The sequence below is a fragment of the Maritimibacter sp. UBA3975 genome (assembly GCF_002384975.1).
Lineage (GTDB): Bacteria > Pseudomonadota > Alphaproteobacteria > Rhodobacterales > Rhodobacteraceae > Maritimibacter.
Window position 1 is genome coordinate 241,073 of record NZ_DGCP01000011.1, and the last position, 20,192, is coordinate 261,264.

The 20,192-nt window shown below is 66.5% G+C and carries 20 protein-coding genes; 11 read left to right on the forward strand and 9 right to left on the reverse strand.

Annotated elements, in window-relative coordinates:
- Positions 1 to 16 precede the first annotated feature (16 nt).
- Positions 17 to 1,249 carry a hypothetical protein gene (locus tag B2585_RS11925; protein WP_292023329.1) on the reverse strand — a complete coding sequence of 411 codons (1,233 nt, stop codon included), beginning with the start codon at positions 1,247 to 1,249 and terminating at the stop codon, positions 17 to 19.
- A 77-nt stretch (positions 1,250 to 1,326) separates the two neighbouring features.
- On the opposite strand from B2585_RS11925, the gene B2585_RS11930 reads away from it, so the two are divergent.
- From B2585_RS11930 to B2585_RS11945, 4 genes are all read left to right on the forward strand, one after another.
- Positions 1,327 to 2,127, forward strand: a complete 801-nt coding sequence (locus B2585_RS11930; RefSeq protein WP_292023330.1) for a uracil-DNA glycosylase — start codon at positions 1,327 to 1,329, stop codon at positions 2,125 to 2,127.
- On the forward strand, positions 2,124 to 2,663 hold the full coding sequence (gene moaB / locus B2585_RS11935; protein ID WP_292023332.1) for a molybdenum cofactor biosynthesis protein B: 540 nt from the start codon (positions 2,124 to 2,126) through the stop codon (positions 2,661 to 2,663). The genes B2585_RS11930 and moaB overlap by 4 nt, the downstream gene beginning before the upstream one ends.
- A gap of 104 nt (positions 2,664 to 2,767) precedes the next feature.
- Complete coding sequence (locus B2585_RS11940) at positions 2,768 to 4,243, forward strand: efflux RND transporter periplasmic adaptor subunit (protein ID WP_292023334.1); 1,476 nt, start codon at positions 2,768 to 2,770, stop codon at positions 4,241 to 4,243.
- Position 4,244: 1 nt separating this feature from the next.
- Positions 4,245 to 7,601, forward strand: a complete 3,357-nt coding sequence (locus tag B2585_RS11945; protein WP_292023337.1) for an efflux RND transporter permease subunit — start codon at positions 4,245 to 4,247, stop codon at positions 7,599 to 7,601.
- Here B2585_RS11945 and B2585_RS11950 read toward each other — a convergent pair.
- Positions 7,593 to 8,384 (reverse strand): protein-disulfide reductase DsbD domain-containing protein, encoded by a 792-nt coding sequence (locus B2585_RS11950; protein ID WP_292023338.1) that lies wholly within the window; start codon positions 8,382 to 8,384, stop codon positions 7,593 to 7,595. The genes B2585_RS11945 and B2585_RS11950 overlap by 9 nt on opposite strands.
- A gap of 125 nt (positions 8,385 to 8,509) precedes the next feature.
- On the opposite strand from B2585_RS11950, the gene B2585_RS11955 reads away from it, so the two are divergent.
- From B2585_RS11955 to B2585_RS11985, 7 genes are all read left to right on the forward strand, one after another.
- Positions 8,510 to 9,085 carry a YqgE/AlgH family protein gene (locus tag B2585_RS11955; RefSeq protein ID WP_292023339.1) on the forward strand — a complete coding sequence of 192 codons (576 nt, stop codon included), beginning with the start codon at positions 8,510 to 8,512 and terminating at the stop codon, positions 9,083 to 9,085.
- Positions 9,086 to 9,146: 61 nt separating this feature from the next.
- Positions 9,147 to 9,977 (forward strand): S-formylglutathione hydrolase, encoded by an 831-nt coding sequence (fghA, locus tag B2585_RS11960; RefSeq protein ID WP_292023342.1) that lies wholly within the window; start codon positions 9,147 to 9,149, stop codon positions 9,975 to 9,977.
- The gene (locus tag B2585_RS11965; RefSeq protein WP_292023344.1) at positions 9,974 to 10,432 is read left to right on the forward strand and encodes a YaiI/YqxD family protein; all 459 of its coding nucleotides are present in this window, start codon (positions 9,974 to 9,976) and stop codon (positions 10,430 to 10,432) included. Before fghA ends, B2585_RS11965 begins: the two co-directional genes overlap by 4 nt.
- A gap of 190 nt (positions 10,433 to 10,622) precedes the next feature.
- The gene (locus tag B2585_RS11970; protein ID WP_292023346.1) at positions 10,623 to 10,943 is read left to right on the forward strand and encodes an ArsR/SmtB family transcription factor; all 321 of its coding nucleotides are present in this window, start codon (positions 10,623 to 10,625) and stop codon (positions 10,941 to 10,943) included.
- Positions 10,940 to 11,974, forward strand: coding sequence for a permease (locus tag B2585_RS11975; protein ID WP_292023348.1), 1,035 nt, complete (start codon positions 10,940 to 10,942; stop codon positions 11,972 to 11,974). Before B2585_RS11970 ends, B2585_RS11975 begins: the two co-directional genes overlap by 4 nt.
- 231 nt (positions 11,975 to 12,205) lie before the next feature.
- Positions 12,206 to 13,063 (forward strand): 3-mercaptopyruvate sulfurtransferase, encoded by an 858-nt coding sequence (gene sseA / locus B2585_RS11980; protein ID WP_292023349.1) that lies wholly within the window; start codon positions 12,206 to 12,208, stop codon positions 13,061 to 13,063.
- 31 nt (positions 13,064 to 13,094) lie between these two features.
- Positions 13,095 to 14,279, forward strand: coding sequence for an aromatic amino acid transaminase (locus tag B2585_RS11985; protein ID WP_292023351.1), 1,185 nt, complete (start codon positions 13,095 to 13,097; stop codon positions 14,277 to 14,279).
- A gap of 450 nt (positions 14,280 to 14,729) precedes the next feature.
- Here B2585_RS11985 and lpdA read toward each other — a convergent pair whose 3' ends face one another.
- From lpdA to odhB, 7 genes are all read right to left on the reverse strand, one after another.
- On the reverse strand, positions 14,730 to 16,115 hold the full coding sequence (lpdA, locus tag B2585_RS11990) for a dihydrolipoyl dehydrogenase (RefSeq protein ID WP_292023353.1): 1,386 nt from the start codon (positions 16,113 to 16,115) through the stop codon (positions 14,730 to 14,732).
- Positions 16,116 to 16,201: 86 nt separating this feature from the next.
- Positions 16,202 to 16,612, reverse strand: coding sequence for an MAPEG family protein (locus B2585_RS11995; protein ID WP_292023355.1), 411 nt, complete (start codon positions 16,610 to 16,612; stop codon positions 16,202 to 16,204).
- Positions 16,613 to 16,784: 172 nt separating this feature from the next.
- Positions 16,785 to 17,282 carry a hypothetical protein gene (locus tag B2585_RS12000; protein WP_292023357.1) on the reverse strand — a complete coding sequence of 166 codons (498 nt, stop codon included), beginning with the start codon at positions 17,280 to 17,282 and terminating at the stop codon, positions 16,785 to 16,787.
- 64 nt (positions 17,283 to 17,346) lie between these two features.
- A complete protein-coding gene (locus B2585_RS12005) occupies positions 17,347 to 17,694 on the reverse strand; it encodes a hypothetical protein (protein WP_292023359.1) in 348 nt (115 codons plus the stop codon).
- Between the two features lie 10 nt (positions 17,695 to 17,704).
- Positions 17,705 to 18,097, reverse strand: a complete 393-nt coding sequence (locus B2585_RS12010) for an MAPEG family protein (protein ID WP_292023361.1) — start codon at positions 18,095 to 18,097, stop codon at positions 17,705 to 17,707.
- Between the two features lie 50 nt (positions 18,098 to 18,147).
- A complete protein-coding gene (locus B2585_RS12015; RefSeq protein ID WP_292023363.1) occupies positions 18,148 to 18,540 on the reverse strand; it encodes a hypothetical protein in 393 nt (130 codons plus the stop codon).
- Positions 18,541 to 18,647: 107 nt separating this feature from the next.
- On the reverse strand, positions 18,648 to 20,186 hold the full coding sequence (odhB, locus tag B2585_RS12020; protein WP_292023365.1) for a 2-oxoglutarate dehydrogenase complex dihydrolipoyllysine-residue succinyltransferase: 1,539 nt from the start codon (positions 20,184 to 20,186) through the stop codon (positions 18,648 to 18,650).
- Positions 20,187 to 20,192: the final 6 nt, after the last annotated feature.

Consider the following 20,192-nt stretch of genomic DNA (forward strand, 5'->3'; position numbering starts at 1 on the left):
AATCCCCCGACAGGTGTCAGTCGACCCGGAACCGGGCGAAAACGTCGATCGCGCGCGTTTCCAGATCGCGCCAGTCGGGCAGATGGACGCGGTCGTATTGCAGGATGATCCGGTCGGAACGTCCCGCCCTGAAACGGTGGTTGCAGGTCGTGCCGAAGCAGTCGATCACCGTGCGGGTCAGCCCGCCCTCGCGCAGCGCGAGAAGCTCCTCTCCCCCGCCCTTGGGCAGCCAGATCAGACCGTGGGGCCCGGTCCGGGCCGTGGCGCCGGGCCGCGTCACTGCCCGCGCAACCGTTGGGGCGAGACCCGCGCCGAACCACGCGGTCGGGAACATTGCGTCCAGTGCGGCTGAGAAATCGGGATAGGTCACGGAAAGCCCCAGCGTCTCAGGGGGCGCCGGGGCCGGGCCGAAGTCGCGCGGGACGAGGAACAGAGTGCCGTTCAGGTCCACGAAGACCGCGTCGCTCTCCCCGTTCACCAACCCCGACTGCCCTTGCGGCGTGCAGTAAAGCATCGGGCGGTCCGTCTCGGTGCCGGCGAAGCGCATGAGACGAAAGGACCAATGGTGGTTCGCGCCCTGCGGCGTGACCAACATGGGGTGCGGCCCGGCGGCGGGTCCGCTCTTGTCCATCGTGAGGAAGGTGAGGTCGGCGCGCGCCATGGCCCCGCGTGCGCGCAGGGGAAGCGAAATACAGTGATCCTCCGCCGCGATACGATCTGCCGAGGCGAGAACGAGGCGCGGGTGCAGCACCCATGAGCCGACCGAGAGCGCGACGAGCGCCGCCGCGTATGCTCCAAGGCTCCAGCTCACCCGCCGCCACGGAACAAAAACCGCGATCCCCGCGACGAGCGCTGCCATGACGACCGGCAAGGCGTGCGCCAACGCGATTTGGTCCGATCCGGCGAAAACTCCGGCATATTCGGCAAAGGCGATCCCAGCCACGAGCACGGCGAGGCCGCTCAGGAGGACAGTGTCGAAGGCGGGCAGTCGGGTTTCGGCTGCCTCCCCGCGCATCTGACGGACCAGCAGGCGAACCGCCGTCACGACCGTGGCGGGTCCGGCGAAAATCAGCGCGAGCACGATCGTCAACCCGGACCTGGAGACGCCCGGAACGGGAGGCAGCAGGAACAGGTATGTCGCGGCCGCCAGCACCCCGGCGACCCACAAGCGCCACGCCCAGCGCCACGGCATCAGCGTGACGAAGGCGGTCAGCACCCCACCGACGGATATGAACAGGAGAGCGGCCATCGCCGCAGGCTACGGTGTGGTTGCTGTTCTGCCAAGCGGCATGGACGCCATTCGCGCCGGGGCGTAGCTTGTGCGTCATGGAATCGGCTCTGGACTGGCATCAGGCGAAAGCGCTGCTCGATTGGTATGTCGAGCTGGGGGTGACCGACGCGATCGCGGAGGGCCCCATCGACCGCTATGAAGCTGCCGTGCAGGCCCCTAAGCCGGTCACGCAGCTCGTCCCGTCCTCGGGTCCCGCCGCTGCGCCGGAACCGGATGCCCCGCAGACGACCGACTGGGTCGCCGTGGCCAAGGAACGCGCGGGCGCGGCGGCGAGCCTCGAAGCGCTGGCAGACGCGATGCAGGGATTCGAAGGCTCCCCCCTGAAACGCGGCGCACGTTCGTTCGTTTTTGCTGACGGCAATCCTGCGGCGCGGATCATGGTCGTGGGCGAAGGCCCCGGCGCCGAAGAAGACCGTGAAGGGCGGCCCTTCGTCGGTCCCGCCGGGCGGCTCCTGGACCAGATGTTCGCGGCCATCGGGCGCAGCCGGACCACGCCGGACACCGAGAACGTGCTCTATATCACCAACGTGGTGCCGTGGCGTCCGCCCGGAAACCGCAACCCGACGCCTGAGGAAATCGCCATGTTCACGCCGTTCCTCATGCGCCATATCGAGCTGGCCGACCCGGATATCGTGGTGCCGATGGGCAATATCGCCCTCACCGCACTCATGGGCCTGACCGGCATCACACGCCAGCGCGGCCAATGGGGCGAGGTGGCCGGACGCCCGGCGCTTCCCACGTTCCACCCGTCTTTTCTGCTGCGCAATCCGATCTCCAAGCGCGAGGCATGGTCCGACCTCCTCGCGCTTCAGGCGAAGTTGAGAGAGGGACCATGAGCATCGACACGTCCAAGGACTTCATCCCCGTCCGCATCGCCGTGATGACGGTCTCTGACACCCGCACGGTGGAGGATGACCGCTCCGGCGAAACGCTCGTGGGCCGGATCGAAGCGGCGGGGCATGTGTTGGCCGACCGCACGATCGTCAGGGACGAACGTGAGGTGATCGCGGCCAAGCTCGCCGACTGGTGTGCGAACCCGGAGATCGACGTGGTCATCTCGACCGGCGGTACGGGCCTCACGGGCCGGGACGTGACCGTGGAAGCGCACCGCGACGTCTACGAGAAAGAGATCGAGGCCTTTGCCACCGTCTTCACCCTCGTGTCGATGCAGAAGATCGGCACCTCGGCGGTGCAAAGCCGCGCGACGGGCGGCGTGGCCAATGGCACCTATCTTTTCGCCCTGCCCGGCTCCACCGGGGCCTGCAAGGACGCCTGGGACGAAATCCTCGCCTATCAGCTCGACTACCGCCACGCCCCCTGCAACTTCGTGGAAATCCTGCCCCGTCTCGACGAACACAAGCGACGGAAATAGGACCGAGCGCCGTTTAAGCTCGTAACACCCTTGTCACCCCTGCTTGATTGCCAGCGTCGCCGGGTGCGGGCAGGGTTGTCGTGCAGTTTGAAACGGATCGCTCCATGCGCTTTCTTCGCCGCTCCCTCACCGGGTTGTTCCTCGCCGCGCTGACCGTCACGGCACTGGGGTTCGCCGCCTATGTCGTGCGCGACGCGGTCGAAACCCGGATGAGCCGCGAAAGCGGTTCGATGCCCGCGCGTGAGCGGGTCTATTCGGTCAACGTCGTGACCGTGACTGGCGGGACCGTCGCCCCGGTGCTCGAGGCATTCGGCGAGGTGCAGTCGCGCCGCACGCTGGAAATCCGCGCGCGCACCGGCGGGACCGTGGTGGAGCTTGGCGACAATTTCATCGAGGGGGGGCGGGTCGAGCAGGGCCAGATGCTCGTGACCATCGACCCCACGGACCTTGAAGACGCCGTCTCGCTCGCCCGCGCGGACCTTGCCGAGGCAGAGGCGGAAGTGTCGGATGCCGAGGCGGCGCTGATCCTCGAACAGGATGACCTTGCCAGTGCGCGGCGACAGTACGAACTGCGCCAGACCGCCGTGTCGCGCCAGCAGGACCTTCTGGACCGGGGCGTGGGGCTGGCCGCCGAGCTGGAGAATGCGCGCCTGTCCGAAAGTTCCGCGGAACAGGCCGTCCTCGCTGCGCGATCAAACGTCAACGCCGCACGCGCCCGCGTCTCTTCCTCCGAGATCGCGCTGGAGCGCGCCCGGATCGCGCTGAACGAGGCCGAGCGCCGACTGGCCGAGGCGACGATCACCGCCGAATTCACGGGGGCGCTGGCCGATGTCGCAGCACTGCAGGGGCGGCTCGTGACAGCCAACGAACAGCTCGCAACGCTGGTGGACCCGGACGCGCTCGAGGTGAGCTTCCGACTGTCCACCGCCCAATACGCGCGGCTTCTGGACGGCGACGGCGACCTCGTTCCCGCCGACGTGACGGCAAGCCTCGATCTGTCCGGCTTCAACCTCGTGGCCACGGGCACCATCGCGCGCGAAAGCGCCGCGGTCGGCGACGGGCAGACCGGGCGGCTGATCTTCGCGACCCTGTCGTCCGCGCCGGGTTTTCGCCCCGGCGATTTCGTGACCGTGACCATCCGCGAACCCGAGATCACGGGCGTCGCCGAGTTGCCTGCAAGCGCCGTGTCCTCCTCCGGTACCGTTCTGGTGCTGGGCGACGAAGACCGGCTTGAAGAAGTCACTGTCACTGTCGCGCGGCGGCAGGGCGACACGGTGCTGATCGAGGCCGCCCAGCTCGAAGGCCGCGAAGTGGTCGAGGAACGCACGCCCACGCTCGGCGCCGGTATCCGTGTCCGCCCCCAGCGCACCGACCCGCAGGCAGGCGAAGCGGCGGCAGAAGCGGCCGACGCCCCGTCGATGATCGCTCTGGACGACGACCGGCGCACGCGCCTCATCTCTTTCGTCGAGGGCAATCAAATGCTGCCCACCGACGCCCGCGAACGCATCCTGACCCAATTGCGCAAGCCCGAGGTTCCGGCCCGGATGGTCGAACGCATCGAAAGCCGGATGGGGGGCTGAGATGGCGACGCGGTTCAACGCGGGCGGGGTCCTGTCCTATTTCACGCGCCACGCGACGGTCGCGAACCTCCTGTTCGTCCTCCTGATCGTGGCGGGGAGCATGGCGCTCCCAAACATGCGGGCGCAGTTCTTCCCGGACGTGGTGGTGGACGACATCCGCGTCAGCGTCACATGGAGCGGTGCGGGGGCCGAGGACGTGGACGCAGGCATCGTGCAGGTGCTCGAACCCACCCTGCTCTCGGTCGACGGCGTCGAGGAAAGCTCATCGCGCGCCCGCGAGGGCAGCGCCAGCATCCGGCTGGAGTTCGAGCCGGGCTGGGACATGTCGCAGGCGCTGGATGACGTCACGACGGCGGTAAACGGGGTGAACACCCTGCCCGACGCGGCGGAAGACCCCCGCATCACGCGCGGCGGCTGGCGTGACCGGGTGACGGACGTGGTCATCACCGGCCCCGTGGGCATCGACCAGCTCGCCCGGTTCTCGGACGAGATGGTCGCGCGGCTGTTTCAGGAGGGCGTGACGCGCACCTCGATCAACGGTGTCGTCGCGCCCCAGACCGTCGTGGAGGTGCGCACCGCCGACCTCGTGCGCTACGATGTCACGATGCCCGAGATCGCGCAGGCTATCGCGAGCGAAGCGGATGCGAGCCCGGCGGGCAGCGTGGCCTCGGGCGCGGCACGGGTGCGTGCGGGGGTCGAAAAGCGCAGCGCCGAGGACATATCGGGGATCGTCCTGCGCTCGGAACTCGACGGCTCCAAGCTCACCATCGGCGACGTGGCCGAGATCCGGGTGGAGGGCGTGGACCGCGCCCGCACGTTCTTCGTGGGCGAAAACCCGGCGGTCACCGTCAGCGTCGTGCGCAACGCGGCCGGCGACGCCATCGGCATCCAGCGCACGGTCGAGGAAGTTGCGGCCGAGATGATGACGACCCTGCCCGAAGGCGTCTCGATCGACCTGATCCGCACGCGCGCTGAGCTTATCACCGGGCGTCTCAACATCCTTATGGAGAACGGGGCGATGGGCCTCGTCCTCGTGCTCATCACGCTGTTTCTGTTCCTCAATGCGCGCACGGCGCTGTGGGTCGCGGCGGGGATTCCGGTATCGATGCTCGCGGCCATCGCGATCATGTATGCGCTCGGTCTGACCATCAACATGATCTCGCTCTTCGCGCTCATCATCACGCTGGGCATCGTGGTGGACGATGCCATCGTCGTGGGCGAACACGCGGATTTCCGGGCGCGACGACGGGGCGAAGGCCCGGTGGAGGCCGCCGAGAACGCCGCGCGGCGCATGTTCGCACCGGTGTTTTCCTCGACCCTCACCACCATCATCGCTTTCTTCGGCCTCACGCTTATCGGCGGGCGGTTCGGTGACTTCATCGCGGATGTGCCCTTCACGGTGATCGCCGTGCTCGCCGCGTCGCTGGTCGAGTGCTTCCTGATCCTGCCCAATCACATGTCCCATGCGCTGGCCCACGCGGCCAAGGAGCACTGGTACGACTGGCCCTCGCGGCAGGTGAACAAGGGATTCCGGTGGTTCCGTGAGCGGGTCTTCCGGCCCATCATGTCCCTCGTCGTGACGGGGCGTTACGCGGTCTTTGCCGGGGCCGTCCTGCTCCTGGCGACGCAGGCCGCGCTGTTCATTCGCGGCGACGTGCCCTTCCGCTTCTTCAACGCACCCGAACAAGGCACGGTAACGGGCAACTTCGCGATGGTGAACGGTGCCACGCGGGCCGATACGCTCGACTTCCTGAGCGACCTTCAGGCGTCGGTCGATGCCACGGGCGCCGCGCTGGAGGAGGAACACGGGCGCAACCCGGTCACCTACGTTCTGGCCGAGATCGGCGGCTCGTCCGGACGCGGCCTTGCCAGCGCCGAGGACAAGGACGCGGACCTTCTGGGCTCCATCACCATCGAGCTGATCGACGCGGACCTGCGGCCCTATTCCTCGTTCGAATTCGTCTCGATCGCGCAGGACAACGTGCCCGATCACCCGCTGCTCGAGGAGTTCACGTTCCGCGGCGGCCGTTTCGGCCCCGGCGGCGATGCGCTCGACATCGAGCTTACGGGGGCGGACAGCGATACGCTCAAATCCGCCGCCGAAGCCCTCAAGACCGCACTGGGCGAGTTTCCGGAGGTCTCCGCGCTTGAAGACAGCCTCGCCTATGACAAGGAAGAGCTGGTGCTGGAACTGACGCCGCAGGGTCAGGCGCTCGGCTTCACCATCGACGAGATCGGGCAGGTCCTGCGCAACCGGCTGTCGGGGATCGAGGCCGCGACCTATCCCGACGGGATGCGTTCGGCGGCGATCCGGGTCGAACTGCCGGAAAGCGAGCTGTCGCTGGCCTTTCTGCAACGCTCGCAGTTGCGCACGGATCAGGGGAACTATGTGAACCTCGCCGATCTGGTCTCGATCACCTCACGCACCGGGTTCGCCAGTGTGAACCGTGAAAACGGGCTGCGCGTGGTCGAAGTCACGGGCGACATGGACGAGGGCGACGGGGAGCGTGCGGCGGAGATCCAGCGCGCGGTCGAAGAGACGATCCTGCCGACCATCGCCGAGGACTGGGGCGTCGAATACCGCTTTGCCGGGTTGAGCGAGCAGGAGGACCGGTTCCTGTCTGACGCGCTCCTCGGTCTCATCATCTGCCTCATCGGCATCTACATCGTGCTGGCTTGGATTTTCTCGAGCTGGACCCGGCCCCTCGTCGTCATGGCAATCATCCCCTTCGGCTTGATCGGCGCGATCTACGGCCACAATGCCTGGGGCGTTCCCTTGTCGATGTTCTCGGTCGTCGGGTTGATCGGCATGGTCGGGATCATCATCAACGATTCCATCGTGCTGGTGTCGACGGTGGATGAATACGCGGCCGACCGTGGCATCCGCCATGCGGTCATCGACGCGACAGCGGACCGCCTGCGGCCCGTGTTCCTGACCACCGCGACAACCGTTCTCGGACTCCTGCCGCTCCTGTTCGAAGGGTCGCAACAGGCGCAGTTCCTCAAGCCCACGGTCATCACGCTGGTCTACGGGCTTGGCTTCGGCTTCATCCTCGTGCTGCTGGTCGTGCCCGCGATCCTCGCCATGCAGGAGGATCTGCGCCGTCAGATGGGCGCCCTGCGCCACGCGCTCGCCATCGGGCGGCGCGCGCCCTGGGTGGCGCGGATCATGAGCGTGTCCGTGGTGCTTCTGGCCGCGCTCTTTGCCGTAACGATGGGCTGGGTTCTGGTGACCGGCGCACTGCCGGGCGGAAGCGGGTCAATCGGGCTGGCGGGCGGGCTGTTCCTGCTGGGATCACTCGTGATCTCGGTCGGGGCCTATCTCGCAGCCCTCGCGCTGCGCCCGCGCTCAGTCTGAGAGATCGCACCCGTCGATATCCACGGCCCGACCCGCCGCAATCACGGTAAGGCGCAGGTCGTCGCTTGTCATCTCGAACGGGCGGGCGTTGGGCGGCACGAAATCGGCATGGGCCACGAGGTGCCCGGCGCCGTCGCGAACGGACACGGCCTCCGACACCCAGATCGTCGGATTGTCGGCCTCCATCACCACAATCTCGTCGGCGCCGATGGCGGGCATGTCGAGGCGCGCGGTCACACGCACGCCGTCCGACAAATCCTCGCGCGTGCAGGAGGCCGTAACGACCCCCGCCTCGCCGGCCGTGTCGGGACGGGCGGCCAACGCGCGTTCGATCACCGGGTCCGGGTCGCGGTCGGTGTCGTTCAGAACGGCATCAACCTGCGCCTCGAGCGGCACGCAGATTTCCTCGCAGATCCCGACGAGGATATCAGCGTCGATATGGATCGGATCGCCTGCCTGCGCCGGCGTCAGTTCCAGCGGCAGGATCAGCTCATGCTTGTAGCCGATGGTGGTCATATCGTCGCGGCTGATGACCTCCGGCACGGGCCAGTGATAGGTCACGCCCGCCACGTTCACCGACTGGGACCAGTCGACCTCCGGGGGAATGCCCCCCTCGCCCGGCGCGCGCCAGTAAGTCTTCCACCCGTCATCCAGGGTCACCCGCAGGGCGGCCATATGGTGCCCGTTGTCCATACGCCAGCCGGGCAGGAGCGTGACCTGCGCCGGGGCCGGCTCGGCGACGACGGGCGCGGCCGAGACGAGCAGCGCGGCGAAAAGAGGCAAGGGTGCAAACTTCATGCACCCGATATAGCCAGCATCGGCTGAAGCAAAAGTCACATTCCTGCCAGCCGCGCGCGATCCCGGGTCGGGTCTTGCAAACGCGCCACCGCCGTGCCCATCTTTGGGCGATGGACAAAACGCCTGAACTCAGTGATCTGGCCGGCAAGCTCCTGATCGCCATGCCCGGTATGGGCGACCCGCGCTTTGAAAACAGCGTGGTCTTTCTCTGCGCCTATTCGGATGAAGGCGCGATGGGGCTGATCGTGAACAAGACCGTGCCGGACATCAAACTCGACGATGTGCTGGAACAGCTCGACATCGTGCGCGGCACGGGGAGCGAAGGAATCGGCGTGCACTTCGGTGGCCCGGTCGAAGGCGGGCGCGGATTCGTCCTCCATTCCGGCGACTACGAGGGCGGCGGCGGCACGCTTGCCGTGGATACCACCTTCGCCATGACCGCCACGAAAGACATCCTTGTGGACATCGCCAAGGGCGCGGGCCCGCGACAGGCGATCACGGCACTGGGTTATGCAGGCTGGGGGCCGGGGCAGCTCGAAGACGAATTGCAGCAGAACGCATGGCTCATGGCGGATGCGGACGAGGCGATCGTCTTTGACGCGGACAACGGCTCCAAATGGGCGCGTGCGCTCAAGACGCTCGGGATCGACCCCTCGGTCCTCGCCTCAGACGGCGGACGCGCCTGACTCCTTGCCCTGACGCGCGGCCCGTGGTCAGGTCGGCGCGACGCACAGCAAGGGGAACCCGATGGAACTCAAATCCGAAAACGCCTGCTTCGGCGGCACACAGGGCGTATTTTCCCACGCCTCCCGCGCCACCGGGACCGACATGACCTTCGGCCTGTTCCTCCCCGCCGAGGCGCGCGATGGGCCGGTGCCGGTGCTGTGGTATCTCTCGGGCCTCACCTGCACCCATGAGAACGCCATGACCAAGGCCGGGGCGCAGGCATGGGCCGCCGAACAGGGCCTCGCCCTCGTGTTTCCCGACACGTCCCCGCGCGGCCCCGGCGTCGCGGATGACGAGGCTTTCGACCTCGGACAGGGCGCGGGCTTTTACGTCAACGCGACCGAACAGCCGTGGTCGCAGCATTTCCGCATGTGGGACTATGTCACCGAGGATTTGCCGGAGCTTCTGTTCAACACCTTCGCGCTGGACCCCGAGCGGCAGGCGATCACCGGGCATTCGATGGGCGGTCACGGCGCGCTCACCATTGCCATGACGCTGCCGGAACGGTTTTGCAGCGTCTCGGCCTTTTCCCCGATCTGCCACCCGACCGCCTCGGACTGGGGCCAGAAACAGCTCACCGCCTATCTCGGCGACGATCAGGACGCGTGGGAGGCGCATGATTCCGTGCTTCTGATGCGCGAACGGGGGTTCGACGGGCCGATGCTTATCGACACCGGAACCAAGGACCAGTTCATCGACCTGCTCATGCCCGAAACCCTGATGCGCGAGATCGGGCAGCGCCGCCAGCAGTCCGTCGTGCGGCTCCAGCCCGGGTACGATCACAGCTATTTCTTCGTGTCGAGCTTCATGGAAGAGCACGTCGCGTTCCACGCCGAGGCGCTCTACGCGTGATCTACGTCGATGCCGACGCCTGCCCGGTCAAGGCCGAGGCGGAAGCGGTCGCGACGCGCCACCGCGTGCCGCTGGCGATGGTGTGCAATGGCGGCCTGCGCCCGTCAGCCAACCCGCTTGTCGAGATGGTCTATGTCCCGGACGGCCCGGATGAGGCCGACAAGTGGATCGCCGAACGCGCCGGGCCCGGCGACGTCGTGGTGACCGGGGACATCCCGCTCGCCGCGAAATGCGTCGAGGCCGGGGCACGGGTTGTGAAGCATGATGGCGAGCCGCTGACGGTCGCGAACGTGGGTCAGGCGCTGGCAACGCGCGACCTGATGACCGACCTGCGGGCTGCCAATCCGTTCCGGCAGGGCGGGGGCAAGGCGTTCTCGAAAGCGGACAGGTCGCGGTTTCGCGACGGGCTCGACCGGGCGCTGCGCATGGCGCTTGGCGATGCGGCGAAAGGCTGAATCCATGTGAAGGTGGCCGGCGACGATCTGGCATGTCACTGAAACAAAACAGTATTCATCTCTACTTCTCTAAAATTCCGGAAAAAACGTAGAGTGGTGGGGCGGCACGCAGGACCCCGAAGAAAGACGGGTTGCTTTGTGGGTCGAATCAACTATAAAACTAGTTATATCGTTTGATACGGAGTCCCGCATGACCCCCGCCCTCGCAGCCGCAGGTTTCGCCGCCATCGGATCGGAGCACCGCCTCGACGTCCTCAAGACGCTCGTGCGCGCCGGAGAAGACGGCCTGAACATCGCCGCCATTCAGGAGCGGACGGGCATCGCCCAGTCCACCCTCGCCCACCACCTCAAATCGCTCGTGGGCGGCGGACTCGTCAGCCAGGAGAAACGCGGGCGCGAAACGATCAACCGCGCCGAATACGAACAACTGCGGCTTCTGGCCGCCTACATCCTCGAAGCGTGCTGTGCCGATGCCCCCCTCGCCACCCGGAACGCCGAGGACGCCGCATGACCGACAGCACAGCCCCCCGCAGCCCTTCTTTCGGCGACATCCTCAAACGGGCGAAGTCGCCCTGGACCGTGTCCGCCCTTTGCCTGCTCGCCGTCGCCATCCTGGACCCGGCCCGCCTGGGCCACATCACCGGCGACGCGGCGCGGGCGTTCGGGGGCACGCTGCCCTTCATCCTCTTCGCGGTCGCGCTCGTGGCGTATCTCAAGGCCTCGGGCGCCGAGACTCTCATCGGGCGCGCTTTCGAGGGGCGCGAGGCGACGGCCATCGTCCTCGCCGCCCTGTTCGGCGGACTCGCGCCCTTCTGCTCCTGCGAGGTGATCCCCTTCGTCGCCGGACTCATCGCCCTCGGCGCGCCGATTGCGGCGATCATGGCCTTCTGGCTCGCCTCCCCCCTGATCGACCCCGGCTCGCTCCTCATCACCGCCGCAGCGCTCGACTGGCCCTTCGCCATCGGCAAGGCAACGGCAGCGGTCGGGCTGGGCCTGTTCGGCGGGTTCGTGACGATGGCCATCGCCCGCACCGGCGTGCTCGCCAACGTCGCCAAGCCCCGCCCGAAACAAGGCTGCGGCTGTGGCGCGAACCCCGCCACGGGCCGCCCGCACTGGAAGATCTGGACCGAGGCCGACCGGCGTGAGAGCTTCCGCACCGAGGGTTGGGAGAACCTCGTCTTCCTCGTCAAGTGGTTGGTGCTGGCCTATGTCCTCGAGGCCCTGCTCATCGCCTACATGCCTGCCGAGCTCATCGCCTCGGTCGTCGGCGGCGAAGGTGTCGGGACAATCGCGCTCTCGGCCCTCGTCGGGATGCCTGCCTACCTCAACTCCTATGTCGCCCCGGCCCTGCTTGCGGGTCTCATGGAACAGGGGATGAGCGCGGGGGCCGCGATGGCGTTCATGGTGGCCGGGGCCGTGAGCAGCATTCCGGCAATGGCCGCGATCTGGGCGCTGGTGAAACCCCGCGTCTTCGCGCTCTACCTCACCCTCGGCGTGACCGGCGCGGTGATCGCGGGGATCGTGTTTCAGGCTGTGGTCTGACCGACCGCCGCCTATCTGTAATGTCCTCGCCGGGCAGCACGTCCCGCACCTTCTCCAGCCTCAAGCGGTGGCCGCATAGATGAAGAAGCGCCTCCCTGCGCGCGCCGCTCAGGCCACCGCGCCCATCGCCACCCCGGGTGACGCGGTTCCGCCGCGTCGCGGCCGCCCCGCCCCTTGCCAGCACGGCGCCCCGGCGGTAGGCAAGGTCGGACCCGAAAACGAGGGAAAACGATGTCCAAGGACGATCCGAAGACGCTGGTTTCGACCGAATGGCTCGCCCGGCACCTGAACGACCCGGACCTGCGCCTGATCGACGCCTCCTGGCACATGCCGGACGCAGGCCGAGACGGGCGTGCGGAATACGACGCGGGCCATATCCCCGGCGCGCGCTATTTCGACATCGACGAGGTCTCCGACGCCCGCTCGGACCTGCCGCACATGGCGCCGCCGGTCGAAAAGTTCATGTCGCGGATGCGCGCGATGGGCATCGGGGACGGCCATCAGGTCGTGGTCTACGATTCCACCGGCATCTTCTCGGCCCCCCGCGTCTGGTGGACCTTCCGCCTGATGGGCAAGACCGATGTCGCCGTGCTCGACGGGGGCCTTCCGAAATGGCAGGCCGAGGGACGCGAGTTGGAGGATATGCCCCCCGTCATCCGCGACCGCCACATGACCGTGAGCCGGCAGGCCGATATGGTGAAGGACGTGACGCAGGTGGCCGCCGCCGCCAAGCTGGGCGACTGGCAGATCGTCGATGCCCGCGCCGCCGACCGCTTTCGTGGCGAGGCGCCGGAACCGCGCGACGGGCTGCGCTCGGGCCATATCCCGAATTCGCGCAACCTGCCCTTCCGTGACCTCCTGAACCCGGACGGCACGATGAAGGACGAGGGCGGGTTGCGCGCGGCCTTCGACGCGGCGGGCATCGACCTCGCCAAACCGGTGATCTCCTCCTGCGGTTCCGGCGTGACCGCGGCGATCATCGACCTCGCCCTCGCGCGTATCGGCCACCCGCGCCACGCGATCTACGACGGGTCCTGGGCGGAATGGGGCATGTACAACGATCTGAAGGTCGCCACCGGCGACGCATGAGAGGCCCGCGGGCCGCAATCGGAGAGATGAAATGTTCGAACACCTGAACGCACAGGCGCAGGACAAGATCATGGCGCTCATGGTCGAATACCGCGAAGATCCGCGCGACACCAAGGTCGACCTCGGCGTCGGGGTCTACAAGGACCCGACCGGGAACACCCCTGTCATGCGCGCGGTCAAGGCAGCCGAAAAACAGCTCTGGGAGGCTGAAACCACCAAGAGCTACACGGCGCTTGGCGGTGATCCGGCCTTCGTGAAGGCGCTGTCGGGTCTCGTCCTCGGCGGTGCGGTAGAGGAAGACCTGCTCGCTGGCGCGGCCCAGCCCGGCGGCACCGGCGCGATCCACCAGGCGCTGGAACTCGTGAAGATGGCGAACCCCGACGCGACCGTCTGGGTCTCGGACCCCACCTGGCCCAACCACCTGTCGATCATCAAGCACCTCAAGATGACAATGAAACCCTACCGTTACTTCGACGACGAGACGCGGGCGGTGGATTTCTCCGGCATGATGGCCGACCTCGACGGCGTGCGCCCGGGCGACGTCGTGATCCTGCACGGCTGCTGCCACAACCCGACCGGCGCGAACATCAACCTCGAACAATGGCGCGAGGTGACCGAGCTTCTGTCCAAGAAGGGCGTGCTGCCGCTCATCGACATCGCCTACCAGGGCTTCGGCGACGGGCTGGAGGCAGATGCCGCCGGCGTGCGCCACGTCGCCTCGACCCTGCCCGAAACGCTGATCGCGGCGAGCTGCTCCAAGAACTTCGGGGTCTACCGCGAACGGACGGGCCTGCTAATGGCCGTGTCGCCGGACGACAAGATGACCGCTGTGACCCAGCAGAACCTCACACATCTGAACCGTCAGAACTTCTCATTCCCGCCGGATCACGGGGCAAGGGTCGTTCAGATGATCCTCGACGATCCGGCGCTGCGCACGGAGTGGGAAACCGAACTTGAGGACGTCCGCCTGACCATGCTCGGCCTTCGCACCCAGCTGGCCGAAGCGTTGCAGGCGCGCACGGGGTCGGATCGCTTCGGCTTCATCGCCGAGCACCGCGGCATGTTCTCCCGCCTCGGCGCAACGCCTGAACAAGTGGCGGATATGAAAGAGCGGCACGGAATCTACATGGTCGGCGACAGCCGTATGAACATTGCTGGTCTGAACAAAGACACCGTCGACATCCTCGCAGATGCGATCGTGGACGCGGGCGTCTGACGGAATTTGCGCCGGCTTCGCCGTCGCGACGCGCCGCGCCCTTCGGGCGCGGCGTTTGCATTTCAAGCCCCCTGAACCTGCGCGGGCGTGACGGTCCGAGGGGGCGCTGCCCCCACGCCGGCCAGCAAGCTGGCCGACGCCCCCCGAGGTTTTCGGAAACAGAGAAGGGACACGTTAACGCGCCATTAAGGTTAAGGCGCTATGCCTGCGATGCGGCACCAGCTGAGGAGCCAGGGCCGTAAACGGAGAAGCCCCCTGCACCCAGATGCAGGGGGTGGACCGTTCATCTTCTCTGTTTGAGGAAACCTTCGGGGGGTGAGCCCGAAGGGCGAGGGGGGCAGACAGCCCCCCTACCCGATCACAGCCCCGCGCTTCGGCCTGGGGGTCGCCCCGGCCGAGCGCAGCGAGGCCCCGCCGCGACGCGGGCGAAGCCCGCGGCGCAACACCCCGTCACATATGGATCGGCCCGTCGCCACAGGCGAGCGCCGCTTCGCGCACCGCTTCGGAAAAGGTCGGGTGGGCATGACAGGTCCGGGCGAGGTCTTCGGCTGCCGCACCGAATTCCATGGCCACACAGGCCTCGTGGATCAGGTCACCAGCCGACGGTCCGATGATGTGCACGCCAAGGATACGGTCGGTTTCCTTGTCCGACAGGACCTTCACGAACCCGTCGCCCTGGAAGACCGCCTTGGCACGGGCGTTGCCCATGAACGAGAATTTGCCGACCTTGTAGGCCCGCCCTTCCTCTTTCAACGCTTCCTCGGTCTTTCCGACCGCTGCCACCTCAGGCACCGTGTAGATCACGCCGGGGATCACGTCATAGTTCACATGGCCCGCATGGCCCGCGATGGATTCGGCGACCGCCATCCCCTCGTCCTCGGCCTTGTGGGCGAGCATCAGGCCGGGGGTGACGTCGCCGATGGCCCAGATGCCGTCGACGTTGGTTTTCCAGTGATCGGTTTCGATCACGCCGCGGTCGTTGGTCTTCACGCCGACCTCTTCGAGGCCGACCCCGTCGGTGAACGCTTTGCGGCCCGTGGCGACGAGGACGACGTCGGCGTCGAGCACCTCTTCGCTGTCGTCCTTCTTGAGCTTGTAGGTCACTTTCGCCTTGGTCTTGGTCGCGTCGACCTTTTGCACCGCAGCACCAAGGATGAACTCAAGCCCTTGTTTTTTCAAAAGCTTCTGGAACTGCTTGGACACTTCGCCATCCATGCCCGGCGTGATGTGGTCGAGGTATTCGACCACCGTCACCTCGGTCCCCAGCCGCGCGTAGACCGAGCCCATCTCGAGCCCGATGACGCCCGCGCCGATCACGACCATCTTCTTGGGCACCTTGCCCAGCTCGAGCGCGCCGGTGGAGGTCACGACGACCTTTTCGTCGATCTCGACACCCGGCAGGCTGGATGGCTCGGATCCGGTCGCGACCACGATATTCTTGGCCTTGTGAGTCTCGTCGCCGACCTGAACCTCGCCCTTGCCGGTGATCTTGCCCCAGCCTTTGAGCCAGTCCACCTTGTTCTTTTTAAAGAGGAATTCGATGCCCTTGGTGTTCTGGGCGACCACGTCGTCCTTGTAGGCCTTCATCTGGTTCCAGTCGACCGAGGGCGACTTGCCCTTGAGGCCCATGGACGCAAAATTGTGCTCGGCCTCGTGCAGCGAATGGGTCGCGTGGAGCAGGGCCTTGGACGGGATGCAGCCGATGTTGAGGCAGGTGCCGCCCAGCGTATCGCGCCCTTCGACGCAGGCCGTCTTGAGCCCGAGTTGCGCACACCGAATGGCGCAGACATAGCCGCCCGGGCCGCTTCCGATCACGATCACATCATAGTCTGCCATAGGTCCCTCCTTGGCCGTTTTCTGTCATGCACAGCGCGTACACATGGTGTGCACACCGCGTACATACGATTATGTGCACACCCCGGTCAGAACAGCGCCGCCAGGATCATTGCGAAGGTGGCGAGAAACGCCACGAAGAAGATGAGCGAGCGCCACGGCGCCCACCCGAAATAGTAGGCCGGGATGTAGAGAATCCTCGCGCCCAGATAGACCCATGCGCAGGTCGTGGTGAAAAGGGTCGATTGATCCGAAATGGACACGACGACCACCGCAATGGTGAAAAGGATCAGCGCTTCGAAGTGGTTGTTGAAGGCGCGGTAGAGCCGCCCGGTCTTGTCCGAAACCTGATCCATCAGCGGGGTCTTGAGGCGCGAGGTGTCGCGGGGCGAGGTCGTCTTGCCCGGCCCCAGCTCGAGGTTGGCGGGCACCGACATGAGGCCGAATTGCACCGCCTGAAGCAGGGCTGCGAGGGCGAGGACGGTGAGTTCGGGTGTCATTGCGTTGCTCCGCAGATTTGAGGTCCGGTGAATGGCGCCCGTGTCCGTGACAGGCGCGCCGAGTTCCGGCAGGTGTCGGTGTCCCAACCCGGGCGATCCTCACCGGTGCGGCGCGCATTGTCCACCGCGCGCGACCGGGCGGCGGATGCGGGGATATGCAGCGCGCAGAGCATCAGTCGAACGTGATCGAGACGTCGGGGTAGCCCCAGACGTCCGCCTCCTTGTCGCGGGTGACGGTCTGGGCGGCGGCCACGGCCCCGCCGACGAGCACACCGACGACACCGGCGTTCGCGCCGGCCGAGACGGTGCCGGCGATCTGCCCGATGGTCTGGTTCACCGGGGTGAGCGAGCGGGTCTTGGTGCGGCCATCGTAGCTGCATTTGACCGAGGCGGGCGGTGTGCGCGGCCCCATGTTGGGGGCGGTGACGACGGCGGGCGCGGTGAAGGTCGAGACGAATCCATCCCCGCCGAAGGTGCAGGGGATGCCCGACATCTCGCGCGCGCGCCCGCTTTCCTCGTTGAAGGCGCGCACGGTGAAGGACGACCGCCCGACTTCGTTCAGCGGTTTCAGCGTGATGTAGGGGACGGGCGGCTGGTCGACTTCGATCGGCATCGCACAGGCGGCGAGCGAGAGGACGGCGACGAGCGGGACGGCGCGGCGGAGGGGCATGGTCGGACCTTTCGTGACGCTCCGGACCGGAGCGCGGCCATATCGCGCGCGGGGTGGCTCGTGGTCAATCATCGCGTCGGTCCAGTTCACGATCGAGCGAGTCCGATGCGGCGGTGATCCGCGCACGGGTCTTGTCGATGCTGTTCCGGTGCAGGTGGCGCATCAGGAAGGCGAGGGCGAGCGAGAAGGCGCCATAGATCGCAATGGCCGGAATCACCCAGTCACGTCCGCTGCCGGTCACGCGCGCGACGATGATGACGATGATCGCGAAGACGAAAACACGGATGGCCCATGTGTTGACGAGCCGACGCAACGGGATGACCCCGGCCTCGAGCGCGTCCAGCTCGGTCTGCGCCGTGTCGGTGATCCGCTCGCGTTCCGCGCGGGCCTGGTCGTCGATCTCGTCGCTCATCCCCTCCCCCTTACCCGGCAATCACGCCGATCAGCAAGAGGACGATCCCGACCATGGACAGCTGCCAGAAGCCGGTGCGCACCCACGGCAGACCCGAGAGATAGGCCGGAAGATAGGAGATGCGGCCCGCGAGGTAGAGGCCGACGCCCCATGTGATCCAGCCGCCGCCCCGGTCGGCAAGCTCGGCGACCAGCACGAGAGCGATGAAGGCGGGGGCGGTTTCCAGAAGGTTCCACAGCGCCCGGTGCGCCCGGCCCGCAACGGGGCCGATCTGCGGCGGCGTGTCGCGCGCGCCGACTGTCCAGGCGTTGCCGACGCTGCCCTTCAGGAGGAAACTGTCCACGCTGACATGGACGAGGATCAAGAGCGCCAGTCCGATGAGGCCCCAGAGAGCGACGGTCATTCATTGCGCCTCCCTGTTGGGGTGGCGGGCAAAGCGTGTTTCGACCTGGGTCACCTAAGCTTTCCTGCCCGAGCATTATTGCAGAACTCGTCCAGCTTTCTTGTCTGATTCAGATAAGACACGATCTCCGCATGTCGGCGATCAGTGAGCACAGCCGCGGCTTCAATGCCAATGCTCATTTCGGACGCTGCCAGCATTACATGGTGAAGTAGACGGTCACCAAAATTGATGTCGCAAAGGTTCTCTGCGACATTGATGATCGCTGCCGTCTCGACATGGTCACTAATGGCAATCTGTGCATTTGCCGGGCCAGCATAGCCGGCAGTGGCAATAGCGAGGCCAGATACAATGGCCTTGATTGACGTCCCCATTCGTTCCGCATTGGTGTGTGCGCTACTTTTGGGCGAGTAGGGCACCTTGGAGATGATGTGCGTCGTATCCATGGCGGTCGAGCTTCCAGAGTAAAGCGCCGACCACCAGCACATCGGACGCGCCCACACTGGATGGCGCGCGCCCCTTTGCGCGATATGGTCGGCCTCACCCACCGATCTTACAGATCCATCAGCAGGCGGCGCGGATCCTCGAGCGCTTCTTTCACACGGACGAGGAAGGTCACGGCGCCTTTGCCGTCGACGATGCGGTGGTCGTAGCTGAGGGCGAGGTACATCATCGGGCGGATCACGATCTCGCCGTTCACGACCATCGGCCGCTCCTGGATCTTGTGCATGCCGAGGATGCCCGACTGCGGCGGGTTCAGGATCGGCGAGGACATGAGCGAGCCGTAGACGCCGCCGTTCGAGATGGTGAACGAGCCGCCCTGCATGTCGGCCATCGACAGCTTGCCGTCGCGGGCCTTGGTGCCAAGCTCGTTGATCGTCGCCTCGATGCCGTGGAAGCTCATCTGGTCGGCGTCACGCACGACCGGCACCACGAGACCCGTGGGCGTGCCCACCGCCACGCCCATGTGGACGTAGTTCTTGTAGATCACGTCGGTCCCGTCGATCTCGGCGTTGACGTCCGGCACCTCTTTCAGCGCGTGGCAGCAGGCTTTAACGAAGAAGGACATGAAGCCGAGCTTGATGCCGTGCTTCTTGAAGAACAGGTCCTTGTATTCGTTGCGCAGTTCCATGACCGCGGTCATGTCCACCTCGTTGTAGGTGGTGAGCATGGCGGCGGTGTTCTGGGCTTCCTTGAGGCGGCGCGCGATGGTCTGGCGCAGGCGGGTCATCTTGACGCGTTCTTCGCGGGCCTCGTCCTGGGCCGACACCGGGGCGCGGGGCGCCTGGGCCGGGGCGGCGGCAGGTGCCGACGACTTGGGCGCGGACTTGGAGGCCGAGATGGCGGCCTGCACGTCTTCCTTCATCACGCGGCCATCACGACCGCTGCCCTTGACGTCCTCGGGCTTGAGCCCGGCTTCGGCCATCATCTTCTTGGCGGACGGTGCGTCTTCGACATCCTTGTCGGACCCGGCGGCAGGGGCCTCATCGCCCTTCGGCTCTTCGGCCTTGGCGGACGGTGCCGGCGCATCGCCGGAGGCGGAGATGACGCCGAGCTTGGCGCCGGCCGCGACGGTGTCGCCCTCGTCCGCGAGGATTTCGGCGATGGTCCCGGCGGAGGGTGCCGGCACTTCGACCGAGACCTTGTCGGTCTCCAGCTCGCACAGCATCTCGTCGGCCGAAACGGTGTCGCCGACCTTCTTGAACCAGGTGGAGATCGTCGCCTCGCTCACGCTCTCGCCCAGTGCGGGGACCATGATGTCGACGCTGTCGCCACCGCCGGAGGACTTGGCCGGAGCCGCTTCCTTGGCGGGTTCTTCCTTGGCCTCGGATTTCTTCGCGGGCTTGGCGCCGGAGCCTTCCTCGATATTTGCGAGGAGCGCGTCGACACCCACGGTGTCGCCCTCGTTCGCCACGATGTCGCCCAGCGTGCCAGCGGCGGGGGCCGGAACCTCGACCGTGACCTTGTCGGTCTCCAGCTCGCAGAGCATTTCATCGGCTTCGACCGCATCGCCCGGTTTCTTGAACCAGGTCGCAACGGTGGCCTCGGTCACGCTTTCGCCCAGCGTGGGAACACGAACTTCGGTGCTCATAATCTC

Excerpts from the sequence above, each read along its gene's own strand:
- B2585_RS12005 (WP_292023359.1), bottom strand. The coding sequence starts at position 17,694 with ATGAGCGACGAGATCGACGACCAGGCCCGCGCGGAACGCGAGCGGATC.
- B2585_RS11975 (WP_292023348.1), top strand. The coding sequence starts at position 10,940 with ATGACCGACAGCACAGCCCCCCGCAGCCCTTCTTTCGGCGACATCCTC.
- B2585_RS12000 (WP_292023357.1), bottom strand. The coding sequence starts at position 17,282 with ATGCCCCTCCGCCGCGCCGTCCCGCTCGTCGCCGTCCTCTCGCTCGCC.
- B2585_RS11995 (WP_292023355.1), bottom strand. The coding sequence starts at position 16,612 with ATGACACCCGAACTCACCGTCCTCGCCCTCGCAGCCCTGCTTCAGGCG.
- B2585_RS11925 (WP_292023329.1), bottom strand. The coding sequence starts at position 1,249 with ATGGCCGCTCTCCTGTTCATATCCGTCGGTGGGGTGCTGACCGCCTTC.
- B2585_RS11985 (WP_292023351.1), top strand. The coding sequence starts at position 13,095 with ATGTTCGAACACCTGAACGCACAGGCGCAGGACAAGATCATGGCGCTC.
- B2585_RS11970 (WP_292023346.1), top strand. The coding sequence starts at position 10,623 with ATGACCCCCGCCCTCGCAGCCGCAGGTTTCGCCGCCATCGGATCGGAG.
- B2585_RS11955 (WP_292023339.1), top strand. The coding sequence starts at position 8,510 with ATGGACAAAACGCCTGAACTCAGTGATCTGGCCGGCAAGCTCCTGATC.
- B2585_RS11945 (WP_292023337.1), top strand. The coding sequence starts at position 4,245 with ATGGCGACGCGGTTCAACGCGGGCGGGGTCCTGTCCTATTTCACGCGC.
- sseA (WP_292023349.1), top strand. The coding sequence starts at position 12,206 with ATGTCCAAGGACGATCCGAAGACGCTGGTTTCGACCGAATGGCTCGCC.
- B2585_RS11930 (WP_292023330.1), top strand. The coding sequence starts at position 1,327 with ATGGAATCGGCTCTGGACTGGCATCAGGCGAAAGCGCTGCTCGATTGG.
- lpdA (WP_292023353.1), bottom strand. The coding sequence starts at position 16,115 with ATGGCAGACTATGATGTGATCGTGATCGGAAGCGGCCCGGGCGGCTAT.
- B2585_RS12010 (WP_292023361.1), bottom strand. The coding sequence starts at position 18,097 with ATGACCGTCGCTCTCTGGGGCCTCATCGGACTGGCGCTCTTGATCCTC.
- moaB (WP_292023332.1), top strand. The coding sequence starts at position 2,124 with ATGAGCATCGACACGTCCAAGGACTTCATCCCCGTCCGCATCGCCGTG.
- B2585_RS12015 (WP_292023363.1), bottom strand. The coding sequence starts at position 18,540 with ATGGATACGACGCACATCATCTCCAAGGTGCCCTACTCGCCCAAAAGT.
- fghA (WP_292023342.1), top strand. The coding sequence starts at position 9,147 with ATGGAACTCAAATCCGAAAACGCCTGCTTCGGCGGCACACAGGGCGTA.
- B2585_RS11940 (WP_292023334.1), top strand. The coding sequence starts at position 2,768 with ATGCGCTTTCTTCGCCGCTCCCTCACCGGGTTGTTCCTCGCCGCGCTG.
- odhB (WP_292023365.1), bottom strand. The coding sequence starts at position 20,186 with ATGAGCACCGAAGTTCGTGTTCCCACGCTGGGCGAAAGCGTGACCGAG.